Raw genomic sequence first — 21855 nt, 5'->3', positions numbered from 1 at the left:
AATGAAATAAGGGGGGCTTTGCTCCCTTTCTTGTTTTAGGTGGCAAGGTTATAATCGCCCGCCGCATTAGAGGTAGATTATGACCAAGGGATACACACTCACGCTCGCCCACGTTAATGATACGCACTCGAATTTCGAGCCTAGCCGCGTACAATTCTGCCTCAACATAGCGCATAAATCCTTCGATATTACTAGCCACAGTGGTGGCTACGCCCGCATAGGATTTCAATTAGCGAAGGCACGTAAGCAGGCCAAACTTGAGCAAACCCCTTTCTTATTTTTACATGGGGGCGATAGCTTCCAAGGCACTTTGTATTTCAGCCATTTTAAGGGTAAGGCAAATGCACACTTACTGAATTTACTCGCCCCCGATGCTATGGTGATTGGCAACCACGATATCGACGAAGGAAACGCTTGCCTTGCAAGATTTGCCGCGCAAATCGATTTTCCTCTGCTTGCGGGCAATATGGATCTCAGCCAAGAGGATACGAACAAGCCGGGCAATCTTAGAAGCCTTGATAATATCCTAAGTTTTAATAGCGAGACTCAGCTTGCGAGCTATTTACTTAAGCCCTTCTACGATACGCAAATGGCGATTATCGGTATTACGCTCGATCAGATGAAGGAAATCGCACGGCCCGATCCCGACACCCATTTTGTCGACGCTATTGCCACCACTGCGCGCACAGTCGAGCACCTTCGCAGTATCGGCATTAAGCACATTATCGTGCTGAGCCACCTTGGTTTAGATCAGGACAGAACCCTTGCAGAAAAAGTATCTGGTATTAGTCTGATTGTCGGTGGCCATACTCATACCTTGCAGGGTGACTTTAGCGAGCTAGGTTTAAACAATATTCCCTATGGTGAAACCATTAATGGCACACCGATTGTCCATGCGGGTAAATACGCCGAAACCTTAGGCCTTTCGCAAATTGAATTCGATAAGGATGGTCGCGCCATTCAGCTTTCTGGCGGCAATTACTTTATGCTCGACTCGCAGTTTATGTTGAGCTCACATGACAATGTGAGCGAACACGATTACCAAGCAGTACGTGAGCGCCTCTTGCAGCATCCCCACATTCTGTGGGATGAGGCGGATAGTAATATTAATGACATCATTTTAACCCAGTACCGCCCCGCCATTGCGGAGATGGAAAGCAAAGTACTGGCACTGGTGCCAAAAAATCTCACTCATACTCGCCTGCCCTCAAAGGCCCTACCCCACGGCAGTGAAATCGCCCCTTGGGTCAGCCGCAGTATGTTCCAAGAAGCCAAACTTGAAGATCCAAGGGTGCATTTCGCCCTGCATAATGCGGGCGGAGTCAGGCAATCGGTCGCTCAAGGTCAGCTTACCCTTGCCGATGTGATGGGACAACTACTCCCCTTTGAGCTGCCGCTGGTTAAGTATGAAATTGAAGGCCAGTTTCTTTACCAAGCCTTAGAGTCGGCGATTAATGCTGCCACCAATAACAGTGTGCAGGGTACGGGCGCGGGTAGTTTCCCCTACACCTACGGTTTAAGGTATTTTTACGATGGTCGCCGCGACTTAGGTGAAAGACTGTTTAAGCTCGAGCTGATGTGTCAGCAAGATAAATCGGTGTGGTATCCGGTGGAGCTCGATGCGCTTTATGTTGGGGTATCGACCGCTTACACGGCTGCGGGAAAAGAAGGTTATCATCCGCTGCTTAATGCCCGCTGGCAGGAGTCCATGGAATCTCTGACGCTGCCTCAGGCATTTATTCGTTTTTTAAACCGCGCGCCCAATCCAAACTTAGCGGATTTGCTCTCGCCCCATGTGCATTACACTAGCCATATTAAGCGCTCGATTTAAGCCAGTTGCGGCTAAATCTGCCAATCACACTTAGGTAAGCGCTCGGTAAACCAGCTTTGAGCCTTACCCTGACACCCTTTACGCCAGGCAATAAACAAACTTTGAGAAGGCCTTGGCATTTCCATTTCACAGGCCACTAAACTCCCGTTGACCAACTGCTCCCTAATCAAGTGTTTTGGTAAATAGCCCACCCCAAGGCCTAACTGCTGCGCCTTAATCTTGGTTTGCATATCGGGCACGCGGATAATTTGCCGGCTATCGAATAACCCGCTCGAGCGCTGGGCAAGGGCTGTTGAGCTGTCAGCCACGACAATGGAAGGGAACTGCAGCAGCGCTTCGCTGGGGATTGGATGTTGAAACTGAGCGAGGGAATGCCCAGGCATGATAGCAAACACAAATTCGAGGGTGCCGATTTCGGCAATTTGATATTGCCCCGTTGGCACCTCCCCCGTCACTCCAATCGCAATATCCGCCCGCCCCGAATAGAGTGCATCCCAAGGACCGCCAAGGGATTCCTCACGAACATTGATGTTGACCTGTTTACCAAGGTCTGTGAACTCGCCAATCAGCTTTAGTAGCGGCAGGTTTGGCACAACGGTATCAATAGCTAAGGTCAGGGTCGACTCCCAACCCGTTTCGAGTTGTTTAACGGCATCTTCAAGGCGAGTCGCCGCAACTAATATTTCCCGCCCTTGGCGTAATACCAACTGACCGACACTGGTTAATTCCGCCCTCTGCCCCTTTCGTTCAAATAATTTTACCCCTAAATCGCTTTCTAACTTATGAATCGTATAAGTCAGCGCCGAGGGCACCCGAAACAAAGATTCGGCCGCAGCCGAAAAACTTCCTTTTTTATCAATCGCATCGAGCACTATTAATCCATCAAGACTGATCACTGGCAACATAATCGCCCCTTATTCAAAAAATTTGAAATAGTATGTGAAAATGTTCCGATTTTCTTTCAATAAGATCAAGCCTAAGCTGATTATCAATGGAGAACAGCAACAAGGCATCCTCCAAAAAAGGTCAACTCACTCTGTTAAAAGATTTGAAAGAAGGAACATCCCATGAAAGCACTTATTGCAAAAACCTTAACATCAGCCCCTAGCTTTGCACCTTTACTGCTGCGCCTGCCCATAGGGATTATCCTGATGGCCCACGGCTCACAAAAACTGTTTGGCTGGTTTGGAGGTTACGGCCTAGAAGGCACAGGACAGTGGATGGCATCAATCGGCTTAACCCCTGGATATTTGATGGCTCTGATGGCGGGTTCGAGCGAGTTCTTCGGTGGGCTATTACTTATCATCGGTTTATTGACTCGCCTCAGTAGTGTAGTGTTGTCCTTTACCATGGTGATCGCGATTCTGTCGGTTCACATAGGTAATGGCCTATTCCTAAGCAACAATGGTTATGAATTTGGTCTGGCGCTGTTAGCAGCAACCGCATCACTGGTGTTCTCGGGTGCTGGCCGACTGGCGGTAGATAATATTATTGCTCGTCGTTTAGATAAGTAGGAGGCAAAAATGATCCGCATTCGTAAGGCAGAAGACCGAGGTCAGGCCGACTTTGGCTGGTTAAAGAGTCAACATAGCTTCTCTTTTGCGAGCTACTACGATCCGAAACATATGGGCGTATCCTCACTTAGGGTTATCAACGATGACAGGGTCGCCCCCGGCGCGGGTTTTGATACCCACGGTCACAGGGATATGGAGATAATTAGCTATGTGATCTCTGGCACCATCACCCATAAGGACAGTTTCGGCAATGTAACAACTTTGCCCGCAGGTGAGTTTCAGTTGATGTCAGCCGGTAAAGGGATTTACCACAGTGAGTTCAACGCATCCAACACTGAGGGGCTGCACTTTCTGCAGATTTGGATCCAACCGGATACCTTAGGCATAGAGGCGGGCTATCAGCAAAAGGCCTTTGAACAAACATCACCGCTAACGGCAGTTGTCACCCCGACTGGCGAGAATGGCACCTTAAAAGTGCAGCAGGATGCGACCCTGTATCGCTTATTACTGGACGCAGAGGAGCAAACAGTGTTAACCCAAGTGCCAAGTCGTAATACCTATGTTCAGGTGATTGAAGGCAGGTTAAATGTGAATGACATGGACTTAACTGCGGGAGATGGCGCCCATATCACAGAAGAGAAGATCCTGATATTTAACGCAAGACAGGGTAAAGTCTGCGCCCTAGTGTTCGATTTAGCGTGATTGCAGTCTGTTGAGCCCATAAAAAAACCGCCCATAGAATAGGCGGTTTTTGTATGGCGTTATGCTAACAACTTTAATCAACTTAAGTTTCAAAACTTAGGTAAGGGACAGCATTAAACTAAAGTTCACTAGCACCTGCGCCTTATCCTGCATCTTATCCTCAGGGGTAATATAGCGCCGCAGTTCATTACGACGCAGCAAGTTAAAACCTTGCTTTTCAAAAAATGGCCGTGCTTGATAGGAGGCTTCAACCGTCAAGCGTTTCACGCTACGATTTTTAGCCGCCTCGAGTAAGGCTAAATAGAGCTGAGTCGCCACACCGGCGCGGCTGTAGTCTGGGTGCACAAACAAACAGTCCACCTCACCGACTAAGCAGTCAAATTCATGCTCTGGGCATAGTCTTAGATTGATAAAGCCCACCAGCTTACCATCAGCCTCTGCAACGAAAGTGGTGGTGTCTTCGAGTTTGGCCAGCCAATAGGCTTCGCTACGGGCTCCCCCCTTGTGTTGAACCCATGCCAAACGCTCGGTGAGCGAATAGTATTCCTGCGATCCCATCACACTGGCATCGAATACCGCGGCCACCTGACTCACATCTTGGGGCGAAAATAAACGTACTTGCATTGGCGTCCACTCCTTCGGTTAATCGCAGCCCATTGCCGTTACTGGGAGTATACTCCTACTCGATTACAAATTTTTAATCATATAAAAACTTGCTAGCACCTGACCCGATTTTTGCTGGTAGCTGCGTTGAGCCTGAGTAAACCCCATCTTAATAAACAATCCCTTAGATAGATAAGAGGCATCAGTCATTAAACGCTGATAGCCCTGCACTTTTGCCCATAACTCTAACTGCCGATATAGTTGCTCACCCCATCCCTGTCGTTGCCAATCGGGATGAATGTACAGACTGTCTATGTAGCCACGGCGCTGGAAAACGGTTTCGACATTAATAAAGCCAATACAACGGTTTTTATGGCTTATTTCATCGGTCAGCAAAAGTACCCACGCCTTCGAGCGTTTAAGGCGTAAATCCCAATGCTTAGCTGAACGTGGTGAACGCGACCAAGCATTGAGCTGCGACTCGCTATAACGCTCATGGTTAATGTGCTGCACACTAATATGGTACAAATCACTAATCTCTCGAGCATATTGGTGCTGATAGGGCGCTATCGAGATCTTTGAATGCGCTAACAAACTCTTATCCAATCCTTAAGTTCATAAGCGGTTATATTGCCGTGAAATCACTGAGATAGGTAGTGGATTGTTAACTGAGCCTACCAGATAACAAATAGCCCCGAGCTTAGTCGAGGCTATTTTAAGGAGATGAAGGCTTAGGAAATATGCTAAGACCTTAAAAACTCATTATTTCTTTTCAATTTGGCCCACAAACAATAGTTTGTCGAAGGTGCGGTTCAAGGTTTTGCTGGTGAACTGATTCATCCACATTTGTTCAACCACAGCCACTTTATCGCCCTTTTTTAGCTCAGTTTGAGGACCTGCTGCCCAGAATGTAGTGTCCGCTTCTTTAATTTCAACATAGGTATAGCCACCACTATTCATGGTGTCGACAACCGTCCCCTCATGGGCTACACCCTGCGCCCAAGCGCTCGACATACCAAGTGCTAAGGTTGCTACCGCTGCTAATTTCACTAATTTTGCCTTCATGCCAGTGTTCCTTCTGATTTGCTAATATGCCGCATTAAAACACGCTAAAAACAATAAATCGCTAATCTCTATCACGAAATACAACACTTATCGCAAAAGCATTATTTTTATCTCAGGTTAGGGAACTCATTTCAATAGGGGTTTTAACATCCCTTCCAAACCGTTAAGTTTCACCTCATAGATAAGCGCTAATTGCTCACCGAGTTTTCCCTTAGGGAACCCTTGCTGATGAAACCATACAAGATAAGGCTCGGGTAACTCGAGTAAACGCCGCCCAGCATATTTACCAAAGGGCATGATTTGATTCACTGCTTCGACTAATTGTTGCTGGTCCATAACTGAGTCCTTAGGAATTCTTAAGCTAATGCTATCCCATTCACAATCAAATGACCCGCAACAAAGGGTTGGACTGACCATAGATTAACCACAGAGCATTTGTCTGGACTACGCCCGAGGATATTACTCAACCCGTTTAAGCAAATTTGGCCCAAAGGAAGCGCAGTGGGAACGTACAAATCCATATTCTGCACACAGCAGCTCATCTTCTCCAAGAGCGCTAATGCTAACGGTGTCACCTACCTGACAATTCATCTCAATAAAGTCCATCATCCGCCCTAATAGAATATTGGCTAATCCTAAATGCCGATATGCTGGCAGGGTTAAAAAATCCTCGATAGCATAATGACATGCGGTGACTTTAACTACACAGGCTGTTGCCACAATCATCGATGAATTGACCAAAGAAGGCGTAGCATCGATTGTCGCCAGCGCTTTCATACGAATACAAATCCAAAAAGGGCTTTGCTGATGTTCAACTTCATGCTCAACCCCAATCGAGTGACGGCCAGCTTCAACCCTTAGATTTAGCAATTCATGAAATAATGGCGCAGTTTCAATTAATTCAAATTCGATTGGTGTCGGCATTTTCATATCCATAATGGCATCCCAAAAGAAATACTCGAAAAATCATAGTGATTAGAGCTGGTCTTCAGGATCCTAGCCGAGGAAGTTGGCAATTTGATGACATAAGTTTCGAGCAGATGCTTACACAGAGCTGTACCAAACTTAAAATAGGCGCTCAAAATAAATAATATTTTGGAATATAAATTATTAAAATATTATGTTTTGGCTATATATAAATAGATAATACGAAACCACGTTTTTTTGAAATATGGTGTGTATTTGTGTCACCTTATCGTAAAAAAATTAACATACATTAAAAATCAACAAGTTAATTTAAGTAAACCCTTTAAATTCCACCCGAAAATGCTTAGTCAAAATAATGACACACGAGAACATTTTGCCAATTTACCAGCGCAAGACAAATTTAAAAAAAACGTCAAAAATCAGCTAATTGACCTTAATTAACACAGAGTTTACATTCAGTAATAAGAACAAAGTACGGTTGCAAACAAACTTGTAAACTGCACCGTGCAAATGTCACTCTAAGCATTGAGGAATACATCATGATAGTGTTGATCGGCGGAGAAAAAGGCGGGAGCGGCAAAAGCTGTCTTGCTCAAAATATCGCAGTATTTCTAACCAAAGAATGTGGTGCCTCTGTCATTATGGTGGATTGCGATCCGCAGCGCACTACATCTGATTGGATCCAAGCTAGAAATAATAATCCCAAACTGCCAAGTATTAATTGTGTGCAGCTTTATGGAAAAATCCGTAATGATCTCCTTAGCTTAGAACAACATTATGATTTTGTATTAGTCGACTGTGGCGGCCAAGATAACTTAGCGCTACGGGCGACTATGTCGGTGGCCTCCCATATTTTGATGCCACTAAGACCTAAACGTCGTGATTTGAAAACCGTGAGTCATATGGATGATATCGTGGCGACCTGTAAGATGATTAACCCCAAATTACACGCTTCTTTTGTTATCACCCAATGCCCTAACTTGCCAAACCAAGCCAATCGAATCCTTGAGGCTAAAGAGGTTTGTAAGACCTATGATATCAATGTGCTAGATGCTATTACCTATAGCCGTAATATCTACGATGACAGTGAAGAGTCAGGTTTATCTGTCATTGAAATCGAACCTAAGGGTAAAGCCGCTGCAGAAATTCGCGCTATCGCATGCGAGATGTTCCAAGTGGAAAATGCCGCCGCAATAGTGAATCTGATGCGTCCTGTAGCCGCTAACGTTGCACACAGAGCACAGATAAATCAACCTCAGCCAAATCAACTGAGAGGACAATATGGGACTCAGCGACCTCAAGAAAAACGTTATGCCATCTAGGGGAAGCGCTCAGGCACTCACCCTCGATGAGTTTATTGATGCGGCAACTTTATATGCAATGGGTGAAACCCGTATGCCAAGTACCGCAGCTCCCTATGCCGATGACGATTGGACAAGCGGTGAGTTTGAAGTGACGATTGATTCATCCAATGTTGTCACCCTACACAGACCTCAAACGATGGCACTTGTAGCGGGCACCGATGTTGAACGTCCCCATTTTCGTAAAGCGACCTTCTCGTTAAGCGAAGTGGCAATCAGCCATTTGGCCTTGCTCTCCCAAGAGAGTGAAATATCGAAATCTAAGTTGATCCGTTTCTTGATCGAACAACATTATGCATTGCCTACCGCCTTAAGGCAGATGCGAGAACAGCAAATTAAAAACGCGTAAATCCCACTTCATCTCCCCCCACTCCTTTTCCGGTGACCTATTTAAATTAGGTCATCCGGTTTTTTTTACTTAAAAACCCTATAAAAACCAAGTCAAATTGGCCAACCCGCCTATCCTTAATGTACGGTAATAACCGCGTCCACCAACGCTCGCAATGGACAGATACAATAGGATGTTTAAGGGGCAAGTCTTGGTAACCGTCATTAGAGTTCTGTTGACCTTTATTGTTTTAAGCCTGCAGCACACGGCCAAGGCTGAATTTTCGCTAGCACAAATTCCTCCGCTATCTAATACCACACCTATTACTTTAGTGGCCGAAGAAGGTTTTTGGACAGAACACCTTAAACAAAACATGTTACCCCAATTTACCGCCAAAACCGGTGTTCAAGTAAATGTCATCAGCACTAAATTAGAAACAATGTATACGCTGCAGACCCAAGCGCTATTAGAAGGTAAGGGCAAATATGATCTGTTAAGCATGGAGGCGGGCTGGGCGAAAGATTGGGCGTCAAATGGATATACGGTGCCCTTAGTCGAGCTTGCAAAGCTCTATGACACAGAAGGCAAGAAAGCCTTAGAAAGCTACCTCAAACCCTATTATCCCTCGCTGCTCAATATTCTCTCCTATCATGGGGAACCCCACGCCATCCCTTACAATAACTATGTGATGGGTAGCCATTATCGAGCGGATTTGTTCGAAAATAAAACCGAGCAATCCGATTTTAAGAAACGCTTTGGCTATGCCCTAAAACCCGCCTTGAATACCGATGAACTTCTCGATCAAGCCATGTTTTTCACCCGCAAAAAAGGTGACCTACTCGCCGATAAACCCTTAACCCATGACTTTTATGGCCTAGCCTTAATGTCAGGTAACAAACCCCATATCAATGATGAGTTCTCAAGCATCATCTGGAGCTTAGGCGGCGCTTGGTTATGGCCCGTCTACAATGAGCAAAAACAACTAACCCACTTCGAGGTTCCGCTGGTTAATCAAGAAGCCCTGAAAGCCGCGGATATCTATCGAAAACTACTCCGCTACGCCGTCCCTGGGGATGAGCAATTTGCCTTTAACGAAGCGGCCAATGCCATTGCAACTGGGCAAGCTGCAATTTGGCCCTTTGCCTATAACAATCTCTGGTCGGCATCCTTTAAGGTCGAAAACAATATTCCTGGCGCTCGCCTTGGTGTCGCACAAGTGCCAGGTGCCCACCCCTATAATGGTGCCTATGCCTTTGCCGTGAGTTACGACAGTAAAAATCCCCAAGCTGCCTATTGGCTGCTCAAGTATATGGGCAGCTATGAAGCCCAGTATGCCTATGCTCTTGGTGGTGGCAATCCTTGCCGAATGGATGTAGTAACCGCAGCAGAATTCAAGGGGGAAAATAACCGAAATGTCGCAGGTGCCTTTGAAGCCAGCCATGTAGCCAATTTATATTGGTCTGACAAAGTGCTAGAAGTCGGACACTTTACCACCACTACCATGGGGCTAATTTATCCTGAACTCACCAAAGCCTGTTATGCCGCCAGTCAGTCGAATACCGACAGCGCAGAAATTTTTATCGATTTAAGCGCCAAAATTAAGTATTTACAAAATACATTTGGAGAAATTCCAGCACTGGATAAGATCAATCGCCAATGAATCCAAAACGACTCACAAGCCTAAAACAAAAGATCACCTTTGCCTTCCTGATCATTTTGGGCATGGCATTACTTAACGGAATAATTGCCATCTTACTATCCCAACAAATTCGCTCCGAAATAGAACAACTGGTGAACCAAGATGTGGTCAAGGTCATGACAGCCCTTCAATTGGCTAAAAACAGCGAACGACTACAGATTATCACCACCGCATTAAACCACTATGACACCGAAGAACAGCGACTCAGTTTGCTTGAGGATTTAGCCTCTCAATGGGAGTTATTGTCCCAAGATACCAAAACCCTTATTCGGATTGAGAAGTCCCCTGAGATTAACAAAGCACTTAACAATGCGATGGAAACTCAAATTTACTACAAACAACAACTCCCCTTATTAGATACCCTCACTGACACAGCATTACGAGCCAAAATCCAAGCTTTGGAGATTCAAGTGAATCTCACCGGTATGGCGTTAACATTCACCGAACAAGTGCAAACCCAAATTCATGGAATTCATAATGATTACAATACTTTAATTAAAACCCAAAACTTAAAATCTCTCTCCAATAATTTACAGGAAGATCAGCGACTCACTGAATACCTGCATCAAGGGGAACATCTGTTCACCTTGCTTGAGAAAGTAAAAAGTACCAACGATATTAGAGAATTAAATCAGCTCCAACGAGAAGGTATGCGTTTACTCATTCAGCTTGGGGAAATATCAGCATCCTTAGATAATGAAAGCGAGCTCTACGCAGTGGGGTTATCCCAAATCAAACAAAATATGGTGGGAGAAGGTAATCTATTCGAATTAACCCGCAATGCCATTAAAAGTACTCAAATAGCCAGTAGCCATTTTGCCAATCAAGCCCAAGCAGCGCAGGAAATTATTTCTTTTACAGGCGGGCTTGTCAGCCAAATCCAATCCGACATACTCACTTCCGGAGCCCACTTAAAAAATGACAGTACCTCTTTTGTGGTGCTCATTTTTTGTGGCGGTATCCTGTATTGCTTTTTTATCTGGCTTGCGAGCTGGCATTTTATCGCTAAAGGAATCATTCAACCTGTTATGGCAACCCGCGATGCGATGAATGCTATCGCCAATGAGAAGCTTGATACCCAAATGCCGGTGACCGATAACCTCGAGCTGCAGCAAATGGTGAATTCCCTCGAAACACTGAAAATCTATGCCGCCCAAGTCAAAGCCATGTCAGAGACCGACGGCTTAACTGGCTGTTATAACCGCCGCTATTTAGATACTCAAATTCAAAAGGAAATGGCCTATGCCATCGATCACAATATGCCCCTCAGTATCGTGATGTTCGATATCGATTACTTTAAACAGTTTAATGATGAATACGGCCATGTAATTGGAGATCAATGCCTTAAACAAATCGTACAGGCCACCAAAGCGATGCTACAACGACCAACGGATGTTGTTGCCCGATATGGCGGCGAAGAATTTATGCTTATCCTTCCCTCAAGCCATGTTGAATATGCCTATAAAATGGCTGAGCATCTTCGCGAAACCATCATTGGATTAGCCATCCCGCATAAATGCTCTGACCATAACGGCATTGTCACTATCAGTCTTGGAGTGGCGTGCTGGCAACCGTCTGAGTCCCTCGACGCAAATCAGCTTGTGGAACAAGCCGATGCAGCGCTATACCGAGCCAAACAGTATGGCAGAAATCGAACTGAGGTATTTATCCATTCCCCTGAATCGATATCTAGGCTCGATTAAAAACAGCCATTTTATTGCCACGAGGATTGAGTAATTGAGTCTCTGTCCCCATTAGCATGATAGGATCCTTTCGATAGGAGCAAGTATGCTCGCCATTTTGTTAATGCTCATGATTAGTCTCGGTGCTATTACCTGGCTGCTTTCGAGCCGATGGCGTAAAACCCTCAGGCGCCAACGCGTCATGGCCAAACCCTTTCCCAAAAGCTGGCGCAACATTCTCAAGCGCAGATTGCCCTACTTTCATACCCTGCCCTGGGATTTACAGCTACAGCTCAAACGCCACATTCAAGTATTTTTGGATGAAAAGTTGTTCATCGGCTGTGATAACTTAAAGATTAACGATGAAATCAGAGTGACCATTGCCGCTCAAGCTTGTCTGTTATTACTCAATCGAAAAACAGATTTTTACCCGAATCTTAGACAAATCCTTGTTTACCCAGATGCATTTTTTGTTGAACGCGAGCAACAAGATGGTGCTGGATTAGTCTCGCATGAACGTAAACTGTTAGCGGGCGAGTCCTGGGAACAGGGGCAGGTTTTACTGTCTTGGAAAAATACCCTAGAAGGCGCTGCCAATCCCCATGGTGGCAATAATGTGGTCATTCATGAATTTGCCCACCAGCTCGACCAAGAGGACGGTATTGCCAACGGCACGCCCATCTTGGCACACAGCCAAGATTATCTCGCTTGGTCTCAGGCTTTTAGTCAAGCATATCAAGAGTTAATATCGGCGACTTCACAGGGCGAAAGTCGCATTTTTGACTCCTATGGGGCGACGAATCCCGCCGAGTTTTTTGCCGTGGTGACTGAGACATTTTTCGCACAACCTAATGCCTTGAATCGGCAATATCCCGCGCTATACAAGGAATTAAGACATTTCTATCAGCTCGACCCCATGAACTGGCAGTAGGCTGTATTTAAACGTCAAAATCGAGTTAGGATAACAATCCAATGACAGTTATGAGCAAGGAGACAACGACTTTGAAATCAACAAGCTTGAATCACTTACTATTAAGTCCATCGGTGCAAATATTAAAGCGGAATTTTGCAAAGGGGTTAATCCCGCATTTATTTGTCGGGGTGGCGCTTTTGGGTATGACTTCGCAATGGGTTCAAGCCAGTGATACTGGAGCTAGCACTCAAATTAAACACAATCAGGATGAGCAAGCCGCGGCAAAAGTGCTCGATGCACTAAACCAATATTCCAGCTCAGCGGATTGGGACAAGTATTTTGCGCTCTATCGCAAAGATGGCATTTTTATTGGTACCGATGCGACTGAGCGCTGGGGAATGGCAGAGTTTGAGCGCTACTCACGTCCTACAAAGGGATGGCGATACGATTTAACCGAGCGCCATTTAATCCAACATGGTGATGTGATTTTGTTTGATGAGCTGCTCAACAGTCCAAGTTACGGCATGAGTCGTGGCACCGGCACCTTAATCAAAACCGAAGGCGAATGGAAAATTGCTCAGTATCATTTAAGTTTTCCCATTCCTAATGGCATTGCTAAACAAATCACCCAAGAAATTAAATCTGCCGGTGCTGCTAAATAGCTTATTTAAGGGATACGGTAAAACAGACATTAGCCAGTTGGACAAAGTGGTTAAATGCCTGAAAATCCTCCTCCATAAAGACCCGCTGTGACGGTCCCCTATCGGCATAGTAAAAACCGATAACCTTGCCATCGACCAATAGGGGAGCGACTAAAAATCCCAATTTTGCCAGGTGCTGCGCCGGTAATTCCTGGCATTGTTCGCGCCATTTCAGCGCATTGGGATTATCAATCCACAGCGACTCTTTATGTTCCATTGCAAGACGAAATAATCCCTTCTTATCACTCAGGTCGATAATAAATCCATGCTTCATTTCGTCGGCGTCCCTACCGAGCATAATTCGCGGCTGTAACTGCTTTCGGCTTGGGGAAAGCAACAACACGCCGCAGCGGTCAACCCCAACGCCCTCCAAAATGCCCTCCAGTACAATTTGCATAATTCGGTTAAATTCAGTCTTGTTAATCACAAAGGCGGTCAATTCCCGTAATTTAGCTAATTGAATGTTTAAATTAGGAATATATAATGGCGGCTCAACCACTAAGGCCTCTTCTGTTATTTGATTAATACGCCTAGGGTCGGGTAAATAATCCAATAACACTTTAGCGCCGTAGGCATCGGCAAGTTTATGGGTCGCTTGAGCACAGCGCTGCATTCTTAGGGTAAATTCATCCACATCCAATCCGGTAAAATGCGCAGCCTGAGTGAGACGTTTTTCCAACTCATCCTTATCAATAACTTTCTGGGAAAGAAGATCGCAAAGCTTATCGGCCAGGAATATTGAGCGGATTTCAGGTCTTTGGTCATCGGGATGATTAACCGCTTGAATAAGCAATTCACCAAGATTCCAATGGCGGGCAATACTTTGCGTCAATTGGGGAAAAGAAGCACCCAAATTCTCACGGATCATGCTTCGCTCTTCCGTGGGGTTCTTACATTCCTTCAATAATTCATCAAGGGTTTCGGTAAACTCTCCACCAATACTCCAAAACGCACTCTCACCGATACGATATAAAAGCGAAGCGATAAATGCCTCCTCTTGTACCTCTTCATCATATTGACTTAGCATCATCCGAGCTAACATTGCAGCCTGAAATCCTTTCGCCATAAGCCGAATTAAGCGTTCGTATACCGAAGGAGCAAGGTTTTTACTCTCTAGCAAACTTGAGAGCAACTGAGCCGTAATACAAATATTTCGTACCGCATCAAATCCGAGGACGATAGCAGCACGGCTGACCGTTGAAATCTGGCTTGTTCCCTTATGGTAAATAGCACTATTGGCAACACGAAGGATACGGGAGGTTAAGGCATTGTCATGCATGACACTGCGGCCTAACAGGGAAAGGGAAGAAACATCATCTTTTGCTAGCTTTTCCAGTGCTTGGACGGTGGAGCATAACGCTGGCATTTCCAGATCGCTGATCCTATTCGTCCAATATTCGACACCCTTATTAGTATTATTGTTAGGTTTCAAGCAACTGTACCCCAATAAGTGGATTTTGTTGTGCTTAGTATAGATAGGGAAAAATTGTTTCGCCTACTGGCAAAGATAACAATTCAGCTTGCCGTTTAAACAAAATCATACATCCCAAATAAAAAGCGCTCAATCTATGGATGAGCGCTTAATAATATTTGAAATTCGCTAGTTAACAGTTGCTTGAGTTTTTAATGCGAACACAAAAAGGAGGTTCTAACTCCACTTCTTAGCGCTAATGCAACACGTCTTACGCTTTGAAGTGTAATTTAAACACTGATATCACCTTATCGAGATCCTGACGGCTCACATCTTTATGGGTAACAAATCGCATTGATTGCCCAGGACTGATAATAATCCCCGCTTCACGGCAACGTTTAGCTAGCGCATGGGCATCAATATGGACTGCTAAATTGGCAAACACCATATTGGTTTGCACTGCGGCCAAATCAATTTCAAACTCGGAAAATTCACTGAGTTTACTTGCAAAATAGGCTGCATTGTCATGATCTTCACCTAATCGCTGTACCTGCTCAGTCAAGGCCAATTTGCCCGCAGCGGCTAAAATCCCCGCCTGACGCATGCCACCACCCAGCATCTTACGCCAACGAATGGCCTTATTAATTAATCGTTCATCACCGAGCAATAACGAGCCAACGGGCGCACAGAGGCCTTTGGATAAACAGATAGAGACCGAATCAAAATGGGCGGTGATGTCGCTGATATTAATGCCAAGGGCAACAGCAGCATTGGCAACACGGGCGCCATCTAGGTGGATTTTAAGGTTGCGATTAAATGCCAGTGATTGGGCGTCTGCAAGATAAGCCTGTGGCAATACTTTGCCACCAATGGTGTTTTCAAGGCTCAATAAACGGGTACGCGCAAAATGAATGTCATCGGGCTTAATCGCTGCAGCAATATCCGTTAACGCGATAGTGCCATCCGCTTGGTTGGTAAGAGGTTGCGGCTGAATACTCCCTAATACTGCAGCGCCGCCACCTTCGAACTTATAGTTGTGGGCCTGTTGCCCACACAGATATTCATCTCCGCGGTCACAGTGCGCCATTAATGCCAGTAAATTGGCCTGTGTGCCTGACGCGGTAAAAAGAGCGCTCTCGAAACCAAACATTTCAGCGGCCATCTCCTGCAGGCTGTTTACTGTAGGGTCATCACCATAGACATCATCCCCCACTTCCGCCCTCGACATGGCAAGGCGCATTGCGGGTGTAGGTTGGGTAACGGTATCACTACGTAAATCTATCATTATGCCCTCTTTTATCAGCTAACTATTGCTTAACTCACTACTTGCTCATTTTTATACTTGAAGACGCGTTGCGCCCGAGCCTGCGCTTACGCGACTCTATATCCAAAGGGAAAATTTGTATAGTTTTCACGGCATACATAAAGCATTCAGTGACATTCGCCTAAACTATAGGGTTAACGTGTGGGAACAATCCCACATCTTGGTATCGAGAATACGTAACTATGGCCAAATATTTGCTTCTCTCCTAATCACAACCTAAGTTGCAATGAAGCATCATTGGGCAAAACTTGGCGGCATAGGCATTAATCGTTAGAATGCGCAACGCGATACCATGCTAAACCACATTAAAATCCCAGTGATTTTCACTAACACCCAGAATTTATAAGGTGATTTATGGCTAACAGCGCCGTAATATATTGGGTTAAACTCGCAGTATTGATGCTCAGTTTATGCCTTATTCCCCCAAGCTTTGCATGGCAGGATACCGATCATGATGGCGTACCTGATCTAAAGGATGCCTGTCCTGGTACGCCATTAAATACTGTTGTCATGGCAAATGGCTGTCTCGATGCCAACGCCGTAACGGCCCAAGAAAATGCTTCCAATGGCGATGAAGTGGATCTAAATAGTACTGTAACTCAGGCCGAATCGACTCAATGCGATATTAATGCTCCCAATTATTCTCCCGAACTTTGTCATGATATTTCAAAGCTCATAGTGTATTTTGAATTTGATGTTGCTGTAGTGGATTTATTCCAAATGCCAACAATTAAGCAGGTAAAAGCCTTCTTAGAGGCGAATCCGAGGGTCAATATCAACATCATTGGACATACAGATATTGTTGGTACACCCCAGTACAATTATGAGTTATCACTAAAACGCGCGTTAAATGTGCAACGTATTTTGGTTGAAGATTATGGCTTCAATCCAAATCGCTTTACCGTTATCGGTAAAGGTATTTCTGAACCCGTTGCGGATAATCATTCCCGCGAAGGGCGCAGGTTAAACCGACGAGTAGAATTTTTCGTCAACAATAAGTAGTTGTAAGTTGTTTTTTAAGGGAGTTATTAAATGGAAAACCTAGAAGGTTTATTAGAACAGGCCCCAGATTTAATCATGACCTATGGATTGAAGATCCTATTTGCGATCCTTATTTTCTTCATCGGTAAATACTTTTCTGGCGTTGCACAGAGATTAGTGCAAAAGCTTTTAACTAGTCGTAAAGTCGACCCAACTGTGGTCTCCTTTGTGTCAAACCTCGCTTGGGCTGTCGTGTTTGTTTTCACGGTAATCGCCACCTTAGGACAAATCGGTATTCAAACAGCCTCATTAGTCGCTGTGCTTGGTGCTGCAGGTTTAGCGGTAGGCTTAGCATTACAGGGCTCTCTATCTAACTTCGCCTCCGGCGTACTAATGGTGCTATTCCGCCCATGTCGCGTGGGGGATTTTATTGAAGCGGCGGGTGTTGTCGGGACTGTTGATGAAATCACTATTTTTTCAACAAAACTGCGCACAGGCGATAATAAAATTATCGTTGCACCAAACTCAGCCATCATGAACGGCACTATTACCAATTATTCAACGAGTGCTAATCGTCGAATCGATTTAGTGATTGGTGTTTCTTACACAGCAGATATCGCTCTCACCAAAAAGGTGCTGGCGGAGGTTTTAGATAACCACGCTTTAGTCTTAAAAGATCCTGGTTATACTATTGGCCTTTCGGAGCTAGCGGATTCTTCGATTAACTTTGTAGTTCGTCCTTGGGTAAAAAATGGCGATTACTGGCCAGCTAGATTTGAGATATTAGAACAAATCAAAATCGCACTCGATGCTGCACATATTGAAATTCCATTCCCGCAAATGGATATTCACGTTAAGCAGTTACCTGAGAGTAAATAAACAACGCTTATCTTTTAAGGCCGGTAAATACCGGCCTTTTTTGTGGAGAATGGTGGAATATTGAAGTACCTTTAAAAGCACTGGATACGTACTAAAAATGGTAAATACAGAGGATACAATGAAAAAGTACATGTCGATTCTTACAGCAGGCTGCCTCTACGGCCTCACTCTTGTCAGCCAAAACGCCCTCGCCTCAGACAGTACCCAAGTTAAAATGGGGGAAAAAACAGTTACACTTGTGGGGCAATTACCTGAACTCAATCAAACAGCACCCGGATTCAAAGTTGTCGATGACAAGTTTACCCCTGTAAATTTAAGTGATTTTAAGGGAAAAACGATTCTCATCAGTGCGGTGCCGAGTTTAGATACGGGCGTATGCGCACTACAAACCAAACGCTTTAATAGTGAAGTTAGTCATTTTCCGGATGACGTGGTCATGCTGACTATCAGTGCCGACCTGCCTTTTGCCCAAAAACGCTTCTGTAAAGTTGAAAATGTCGACAAGATTAAAGTACTTTCAGACTCGGTGTGGCGTGATTTCGGTGAGCAATATGGCTTAGTAATTCAAGATTTTGGCATTTTAGCCCGCGCAATTTTTATCATCGATAAGCAAGGTAAGCTCAAGTACCAAGAGCTAGTGCCCAATATTACTCAGCACCCCAATTACGATGCAGCCCTTGAGGCCTTAAAAAACATTCAGGCGCAGTGAATAGTTCAACTTTGAACAAGTATAAAAAGGGGGCTTAAGCCCCCCTTTTTATTAGTGTGCATGTGGATCACTACTGGTTTGATAGTCAAAGGTCGGAATCGACCAATGGTACTTAAGCGCCAGCATTCGCAGACTAAAGCCAAGAGTCAAACACACCACTAGATTAATCCATTCAGCCACTTGAAATAGCTCTAAAGTGACATAAAGCCCTGCCGTAAAAAGGGAAATCACCGCATATAGCTCTTTCTTAAAAATAAGCGGCACTTGATTACATAAAATATCCCGGATGACACCGCCAAAAACCCCAGTTACGAGCCCCATGACCACTGCAATTGTCGGACTGAAACCTAACATCAGGGTTTTTTGAGCTCCAACAATAGAAAATACCGCAAGACCAAGCGCATCAATGGCTAAAAAGAGTTTAGAGAGATAGCGCATCACGGGAGCAATAGCGACAGTCAGAAGTGAAGCAAACGCAATTGCCATTAGGTAATGCACATTTTCGACCCAGATAAGTGGATAATTGCCAAGCAACATATCCCTTAACGTGCCGCCACCAATGGCGGTTGCGCAACCGATAATTACCACACCAAAGAGATCCATCTGCTTACGACCCGCAGCTAACGCGCCGGTCATTGCCTCAGCAACAATGCCCACAAGCCATAGTAATCCAATAAATTGCGCTTCTTGCATGTAAATGACTTTATACCCAGGATAAAACATGGATTTTGCCTGAGTTATAGCAAGGATAACAACGAGATTAATTGAAAGTTATCATAAATAAAAATAATGGGTTAAATCTATGTTGGGTGAAATAACATGAACAATAAGAGAGGTAAACAACAAAATTAACAATTAAAACAGATAAATACTATAAAACGAATAAAATCTTATAAATTAGTATTATTAACATGCAGAACATAATTCATCGAATTAATCAGCATTCATAAATAAGTATTTTGTTCAGTGCTAATTTTGGATATAAAAAAGCAGCCAATGCTCACCTAGAGCTGGCCGCTTCTTTACGAACTAAAAATTAGCTAATTGATTATTTATTTTCTGGCTTAGGCGGAAAATTCATCATCACACTGGCCACAGCTTCATTGATAATTGCAACCCGCTCTTCGGGCGTATTTTTATCGCGAATAGTATCGGCAACAGTGCCACGCCACACCAGTTTTGACGTTTTATTATCGACGACATCAATCATAAGGGTACCGACTTCATATTCTCTGACCGTGGTTTGAGTCTGCATATTGCCACCCCACCCCCAACCTGGGCCGTAGAACGGGTGATAACCAAAGTTTGTGTTAAAGGTGTCCACATTAATTTTTTTGTCTACTTTGGTAAGGTAATTCACCAATATGTCCGCATCTTTCGCTTCAACTCTTTGAATACCTTTTGCAGTCAACTGGGAATTCACCGCATCCCTCACTCTTTGATCCATCAGCCCATCAAGGTGATAACCAGAGGCTTCTGCCTTTTGTTCTACCCATGCATAGGTTTTATATTGGGTAAAATTAGCGCTCGGATCATAGTCCCAGCCAGATTTCAGGGAGCTACATGCACTTAAGGCAAGTACGGCTAAACCGACGATCATATTTTTCATATCAATTCCTTGGATGTCGCAGCTAATACAAATAAACCCGTAATTTATTTCAGCTTACAGAGCAATTAATGGTTCGACAACTCCATCGCTCAAATTATGCCAACTGATACAGCTTGACTAAACAACAATATTAAATGATAATCATTATCAATTGATCATGCAATTAAGGAGTGATGCCATGTTCGGATTAATATGCGCATTTTTTGCGGCGGCTGTGATGCTTTATTTCATTCCAAACAGAGTGATTTTAGGATCTCATACAAGCAAATTAGTGTCCTATCAATCATTGTTACTCTTTTTGCCTTTACTGGTGGTCAGTTGGATTACGATTAATCTGATGTTTAATGGCGCTAGTTTTCGCTCTTTAGCCGCATTAGGCTTTACCTTTACAGCCTGTTTGATCGCACTACCTAGATGGCACCGCTATCTCATCCCAAGTGCCCTATTTACCGCTTTGATGCTCATCGCCCTAATTACTGAATATTTTTAGTGACACCCGCTTTACCAATGCTACTTCCCTGCAAAGAGTTAGCATTTTATTCGACCACTCACAGTCTCTGTCAGTGGTCTTTTTTTACCTCCCCGAAACTCACTGAATTTGATAAACTTAAGGGGTATGAATTCAGATAAAAGATGACCTATGAGAATCGATCCCAACGTATCCTTAGTGTACAGCACAGATAAAGGCCGTATTTCGGCTGAACCCGAAGTCACTGCGCCCCCCGCCTCCGACGGTATTGTCCGGATCCACAGAGACAGCAAAGGCCGTAAAGGTAAAGGCGTGTCGGTCATTTCAGGATTAGGTCTTGATGAGGCTGGCTTAAAAGCACTTGCACAAACGCTTAAAAAACAATGTGGTTGTGGCGGAACAGTGAAAGATTTCACCATCGAAGTTCAAACCGATAATCGCGAACAGCTCAAAACGCTACTTGAAAAACAAAATTACAAAGTGAAATTAGCGGGCGGCTAATCTTCGGCGGTGTACACATCTTACTATTCTTAACGTGACGATTGAGTCCTCTGCCCCAAGGCAGACACGGAGTATTAAATGGAGAGTTTACAGAACCATTTTCTCATTGCGATGCCATCCCTCGATGACACCTATTTCGAGCGCACGGTAATTTATCTATGTGAACACGATGAAAAAGGCGCGATGGGCTTGGTCATTAATAAGCCCCTAGGTATTGAAGTGAATTCATTACTCGAGCAAATGGATTTACCCGCCGAACAAGTCAGCGTCGACTTGGCCATGGGGGCACAGGTGCTAATGGGAGGCCCAGTATCCCAAGACCGAGGATTTGTCCTCCATAGCGCCCAGCCCTATTGGGCTAACAGTACCGATCTCGGTTCAGGATTGATGTTAACCACCTCTCGAGATGTGCTCACTGCGATTGGCGGTGAAAAATCCCCAGACAAGTTCCTCGTTGCCCTTGGCTATGCGGGTTGGAGTAAAAACCAACTCGAAAAAGAATTAGCTGAAAATTCCTGGTTAACGATACCTGCCGAACAAGCACTGCTATTCGATGTGAAACATGAAGATCGTTGGCCGCAGGCAAGTCGAGCCCTCGGTTTTGATGCTTGGCAACTTTCGTCTCAAACCGGACACGCCTAATCCC

Annotated in this window: 25 protein-coding genes; 15 read left to right on the top strand and 10 right to left on the bottom strand. The window is 44.7% G+C overall.

Annotated elements, in window-relative coordinates; translation table 11 throughout:
* Positions 1-79 precede the first annotated feature (79 nt).
* Positions 80-1831, top strand: a complete 1752-nt coding sequence (locus K0H61_RS05245; RefSeq protein ID WP_220051687.1) for a bifunctional metallophosphatase/5'-nucleotidase — start codon at positions 80-82, stop codon at positions 1829-1831.
* An 11-nt stretch (positions 1832-1842) separates the two neighbouring features.
* On the opposite strand, the gene K0H61_RS05240 is transcribed toward K0H61_RS05245, so the two are convergent.
* Entirely contained in the window at positions 1843-2736 is an 894-nt protein-coding gene (locus tag K0H61_RS05240; protein WP_220051686.1) for a LysR family transcriptional regulator, read from the bottom strand.
* A gap of 162 nt (positions 2737-2898) precedes the next feature.
* On the opposite strand from K0H61_RS05240, the gene K0H61_RS05235 reads away from it, so the two are divergent.
* Entirely contained in the window at positions 2899-3345 is a 447-nt protein-coding gene (locus K0H61_RS05235) for a DoxX family protein (RefSeq protein ID WP_220051685.1), read from the top strand.
* A gap of 9 nt (positions 3346-3354) precedes the next feature.
* Complete coding sequence (locus K0H61_RS05230; protein WP_220051684.1) at positions 3355-4047, top strand: pirin family protein; 693 nt, start codon at positions 3355-3357, stop codon at positions 4045-4047.
* Between the two features lie 96 nt (positions 4048-4143).
* Here K0H61_RS05230 and K0H61_RS05225 read toward each other — a convergent pair whose 3' ends face one another.
* From K0H61_RS05225 to K0H61_RS05205, 5 genes are all read right to left on the bottom strand, one after another.
* Positions 4144-4671, bottom strand: a complete 528-nt coding sequence (locus K0H61_RS05225) for a GNAT family N-acetyltransferase (protein ID WP_220051683.1) — start codon at positions 4669-4671, stop codon at positions 4144-4146.
* 63 nt (positions 4672-4734) lie between these two features.
* Positions 4735-5244 carry a GNAT family N-acetyltransferase gene (locus K0H61_RS05220; protein ID WP_220051682.1) on the bottom strand — a complete coding sequence of 170 codons (510 nt, stop codon included), beginning with the start codon at positions 5242-5244 and terminating at the stop codon, positions 4735-4737.
* A 168-nt stretch (positions 5245-5412) separates the two neighbouring features.
* On the bottom strand, positions 5413-5715 hold the full coding sequence (locus K0H61_RS05215) for an NrfJ (RefSeq protein WP_220051681.1): 303 nt from the start codon (positions 5713-5715) through the stop codon (positions 5413-5415).
* Between the two features lie 126 nt (positions 5716-5841).
* On the bottom strand, positions 5842-6051 hold the full coding sequence (locus K0H61_RS05210; RefSeq protein WP_220051680.1) for a DUF3820 family protein: 210 nt from the start codon (positions 6049-6051) through the stop codon (positions 5842-5844).
* Between the two features lie 123 nt (positions 6052-6174).
* Positions 6175-6651 (bottom strand): N-acetyltransferase, encoded by a 477-nt coding sequence (locus tag K0H61_RS05205; RefSeq protein WP_220051679.1) that lies wholly within the window; start codon positions 6649-6651, stop codon positions 6175-6177.
* Between the two features lie 530 nt (positions 6652-7181).
* On the opposite strand from K0H61_RS05205, the gene K0H61_RS05200 reads away from it, so the two are divergent.
* The 6 genes from K0H61_RS05200 to K0H61_RS05175 all read left to right on the top strand — a co-directional run bounded on the left by K0H61_RS05200 (position 7182) and on the right by K0H61_RS05175 (position 13287).
* The gene (locus tag K0H61_RS05200; protein WP_220051678.1) at positions 7182-7964 is read left to right on the top strand and encodes an AAA family ATPase; all 783 of its coding nucleotides are present in this window, start codon (positions 7182-7184) and stop codon (positions 7962-7964) included.
* Positions 7924-8352, top strand: coding sequence for a CopG family transcriptional regulator (locus K0H61_RS05195; protein ID WP_220051677.1), 429 nt, complete (start codon positions 7924-7926; stop codon positions 8350-8352). Before K0H61_RS05200 ends, K0H61_RS05195 begins: the two co-directional genes overlap by 41 nt.
* 190 nt (positions 8353-8542) lie before the next feature.
* Positions 8543-9991: an ABC transporter substrate-binding protein gene (locus tag K0H61_RS05190; RefSeq protein ID WP_258406011.1), complete on the top strand. Its 1449-nt coding sequence runs from the start codon at positions 8543-8545 to the stop codon at positions 9989-9991.
* Positions 9988-11733, top strand: a complete 1746-nt coding sequence (locus K0H61_RS05185; RefSeq protein ID WP_220051675.1) for a GGDEF domain-containing protein — start codon at positions 9988-9990, stop codon at positions 11731-11733. Before K0H61_RS05190 ends, K0H61_RS05185 begins: the two co-directional genes overlap by 4 nt.
* A gap of 85 nt (positions 11734-11818) precedes the next feature.
* Complete coding sequence (locus tag K0H61_RS05180; RefSeq protein WP_220051674.1) at positions 11819-12643, top strand: M90 family metallopeptidase; 825 nt, start codon at positions 11819-11821, stop codon at positions 12641-12643.
* Between the two features lie 185 nt (positions 12644-12828).
* Positions 12829-13287 carry a nuclear transport factor 2 family protein gene (locus tag K0H61_RS05175; protein ID WP_434086613.1) on the top strand — a complete coding sequence of 153 codons (459 nt, stop codon included), beginning with the start codon at positions 12829-12831 and terminating at the stop codon, positions 13285-13287.
* A gap of 1 nt (position 13288) precedes the next feature.
* Here the strand turns inward: K0H61_RS05175 and K0H61_RS05170 are convergent, their stop codons facing one another.
* Together K0H61_RS05170 and ltaE are read right to left on the bottom strand one after the other, a co-directional pair.
* Positions 13289-14758, bottom strand: a complete 1470-nt coding sequence (locus K0H61_RS05170) for an HDOD domain-containing protein (RefSeq protein ID WP_220051672.1) — start codon at positions 14756-14758, stop codon at positions 13289-13291.
* 250 nt (positions 14759-15008) lie between these two features.
* Positions 15009-16022, bottom strand: a complete 1014-nt coding sequence (gene ltaE, locus K0H61_RS05165) for a low-specificity L-threonine aldolase (RefSeq protein WP_220051671.1) — start codon at positions 16020-16022, stop codon at positions 15009-15011.
* A 393-nt stretch (positions 16023-16415) separates the two neighbouring features.
* Between ltaE and K0H61_RS05160 the strand changes: the two genes are divergently transcribed.
* The 3 genes from K0H61_RS05160 (at position 16416) to tpx (ending at position 18630) form a co-directional block, all read left to right on the top strand.
* Positions 16416-17063 (top strand): OmpA family protein, encoded by a 648-nt coding sequence (locus K0H61_RS05160; protein ID WP_220051670.1) that lies wholly within the window; start codon positions 16416-16418, stop codon positions 17061-17063.
* Positions 17064-17093: 30 nt separating this feature from the next.
* Positions 17094-17921 carry a mechanosensitive ion channel family protein gene (locus K0H61_RS05155; RefSeq protein ID WP_220051669.1) on the top strand — a complete coding sequence of 276 codons (828 nt, stop codon included), beginning with the start codon at positions 17094-17096 and terminating at the stop codon, positions 17919-17921.
* Positions 17922-18039: 118 nt separating this feature from the next.
* Positions 18040-18630, top strand: coding sequence for a thiol peroxidase (tpx, locus tag K0H61_RS05150; protein ID WP_220051668.1), 591 nt, complete (start codon positions 18040-18042; stop codon positions 18628-18630).
* Positions 18631-18681: 51 nt separating this feature from the next.
* Here the strand turns inward: tpx and K0H61_RS05145 are convergent, their stop codons facing one another.
* Entirely contained in the window at positions 18682-19323 is a 642-nt protein-coding gene (locus tag K0H61_RS05145; protein ID WP_220051667.1) for a trimeric intracellular cation channel family protein, read from the bottom strand.
* Between the two features lie 355 nt (positions 19324-19678).
* On the bottom strand, positions 19679-20239 hold the full coding sequence (locus tag K0H61_RS05140; RefSeq protein WP_220051666.1) for a DUF4136 domain-containing protein: 561 nt from the start codon (positions 20237-20239) through the stop codon (positions 19679-19681).
* Between the two features lie 178 nt (positions 20240-20417).
* Here K0H61_RS05140 and K0H61_RS05135 point away from each other — a divergent pair, with 178 nt between their 5' ends.
* The 3 genes from K0H61_RS05135 to K0H61_RS05125 all read left to right on the top strand — a co-directional run bounded on the left by K0H61_RS05135 (position 20418) and on the right by K0H61_RS05125 (position 21851).
* Complete coding sequence (locus K0H61_RS05135) at positions 20418-20729, top strand: hypothetical protein (protein WP_220051665.1); 312 nt, start codon at positions 20418-20420, stop codon at positions 20727-20729.
* Positions 20730-20879: 150 nt separating this feature from the next.
* Positions 20880-21209: a stress response translation initiation inhibitor YciH gene (gene yciH / locus K0H61_RS05130; protein ID WP_220051664.1), complete on the top strand. Its 330-nt coding sequence runs from the start codon at positions 20880-20882 to the stop codon at positions 21207-21209.
* 78 nt (positions 21210-21287) lie between these two features.
* Positions 21288-21851 (top strand): YqgE/AlgH family protein, encoded by a 564-nt coding sequence (locus K0H61_RS05125; protein ID WP_220051663.1) that lies wholly within the window; start codon positions 21288-21290, stop codon positions 21849-21851.
* Positions 21852-21855: the final 4 nt, after the last annotated feature.

Source organism: Shewanella acanthi, assembly GCF_019457475.1.
In the GTDB taxonomy this organism is placed as follows: Bacteria; Pseudomonadota; Gammaproteobacteria; order Enterobacterales; family Shewanellaceae; genus Shewanella; species Shewanella acanthi.
Note: the sequence above shows the minus strand (reverse complement) of the source record. Positions and strands in the feature narration are given on the sequence as shown.

Coding starts and splice junctions, on each gene's coding strand:
- K0H61_RS05245 (WP_220051687.1), top strand. CDS start 80: ATGACCAAGGGATACACACTCACGCTCGCCCACGTTAATGATACGCAC.
- K0H61_RS05240 (WP_220051686.1), bottom strand. CDS start 2,736: ATGTTGCCAGTGATCAGTCTTGATGGATTAATAGTGCTCGATGCGATT.
- K0H61_RS05235 (WP_220051685.1), top strand. CDS start 2,899: ATGAAAGCACTTATTGCAAAAACCTTAACATCAGCCCCTAGCTTTGCA.
- K0H61_RS05230 (WP_220051684.1), top strand. CDS start 3,355: ATGATCCGCATTCGTAAGGCAGAAGACCGAGGTCAGGCCGACTTTGGC.
- K0H61_RS05225 (WP_220051683.1), bottom strand. CDS start 4,671: ATGCAAGTACGTTTATTTTCGCCCCAAGATGTGAGTCAGGTGGCCGCG.
- K0H61_RS05215 (WP_220051681.1), bottom strand. CDS start 5,715: ATGAAGGCAAAATTAGTGAAATTAGCAGCGGTAGCAACCTTAGCACTT.
- K0H61_RS05210 (WP_220051680.1), bottom strand. CDS start 6,051: ATGGACCAGCAACAATTAGTCGAAGCAGTGAATCAAATCATGCCCTTT.
- K0H61_RS05205 (WP_220051679.1), bottom strand. CDS start 6,651: ATGGATATGAAAATGCCGACACCAATCGAATTTGAATTAATTGAAACT.
- K0H61_RS05200 (WP_220051678.1), top strand. CDS start 7,182: ATGATAGTGTTGATCGGCGGAGAAAAAGGCGGGAGCGGCAAAAGCTGT.
- K0H61_RS05195 (WP_220051677.1), top strand. CDS start 7,924: ATGGGACTCAGCGACCTCAAGAAAAACGTTATGCCATCTAGGGGAAGC.
- K0H61_RS05185 (WP_220051675.1), top strand. CDS start 9,988: ATGAATCCAAAACGACTCACAAGCCTAAAACAAAAGATCACCTTTGCC.
- K0H61_RS05180 (WP_220051674.1), top strand. CDS start 11,819: ATGCTCGCCATTTTGTTAATGCTCATGATTAGTCTCGGTGCTATTACC.
- K0H61_RS05175 (WP_434086613.1), top strand. CDS start 12,829: ATGACTTCGCAATGGGTTCAAGCCAGTGATACTGGAGCTAGCACTCAA.
- ltaE (WP_220051671.1), bottom strand. CDS start 16,022: ATGATAGATTTACGTAGTGATACCGTTACCCAACCTACACCCGCAATG.
- K0H61_RS05160 (WP_220051670.1), top strand. CDS start 16,416: ATGGCTAACAGCGCCGTAATATATTGGGTTAAACTCGCAGTATTGATG.
- K0H61_RS05155 (WP_220051669.1), top strand. CDS start 17,094: ATGGAAAACCTAGAAGGTTTATTAGAACAGGCCCCAGATTTAATCATG.
- tpx (WP_220051668.1), top strand. CDS start 18,040: ATGAAAAAGTACATGTCGATTCTTACAGCAGGCTGCCTCTACGGCCTC.
- K0H61_RS05145 (WP_220051667.1), bottom strand. CDS start 19,323: ATGCAAGAAGCGCAATTTATTGGATTACTATGGCTTGTGGGCATTGTT.
- K0H61_RS05140 (WP_220051666.1), bottom strand. CDS start 20,239: ATGAAAAATATGATCGTCGGTTTAGCCGTACTTGCCTTAAGTGCATGT.
- K0H61_RS05135 (WP_220051665.1), top strand. CDS start 20,418: ATGTTCGGATTAATATGCGCATTTTTTGCGGCGGCTGTGATGCTTTAT.
- yciH (WP_220051664.1), top strand. CDS start 20,880: ATGAGAATCGATCCCAACGTATCCTTAGTGTACAGCACAGATAAAGGC.
- K0H61_RS05125 (WP_220051663.1), top strand. CDS start 21,288: ATGGAGAGTTTACAGAACCATTTTCTCATTGCGATGCCATCCCTCGAT.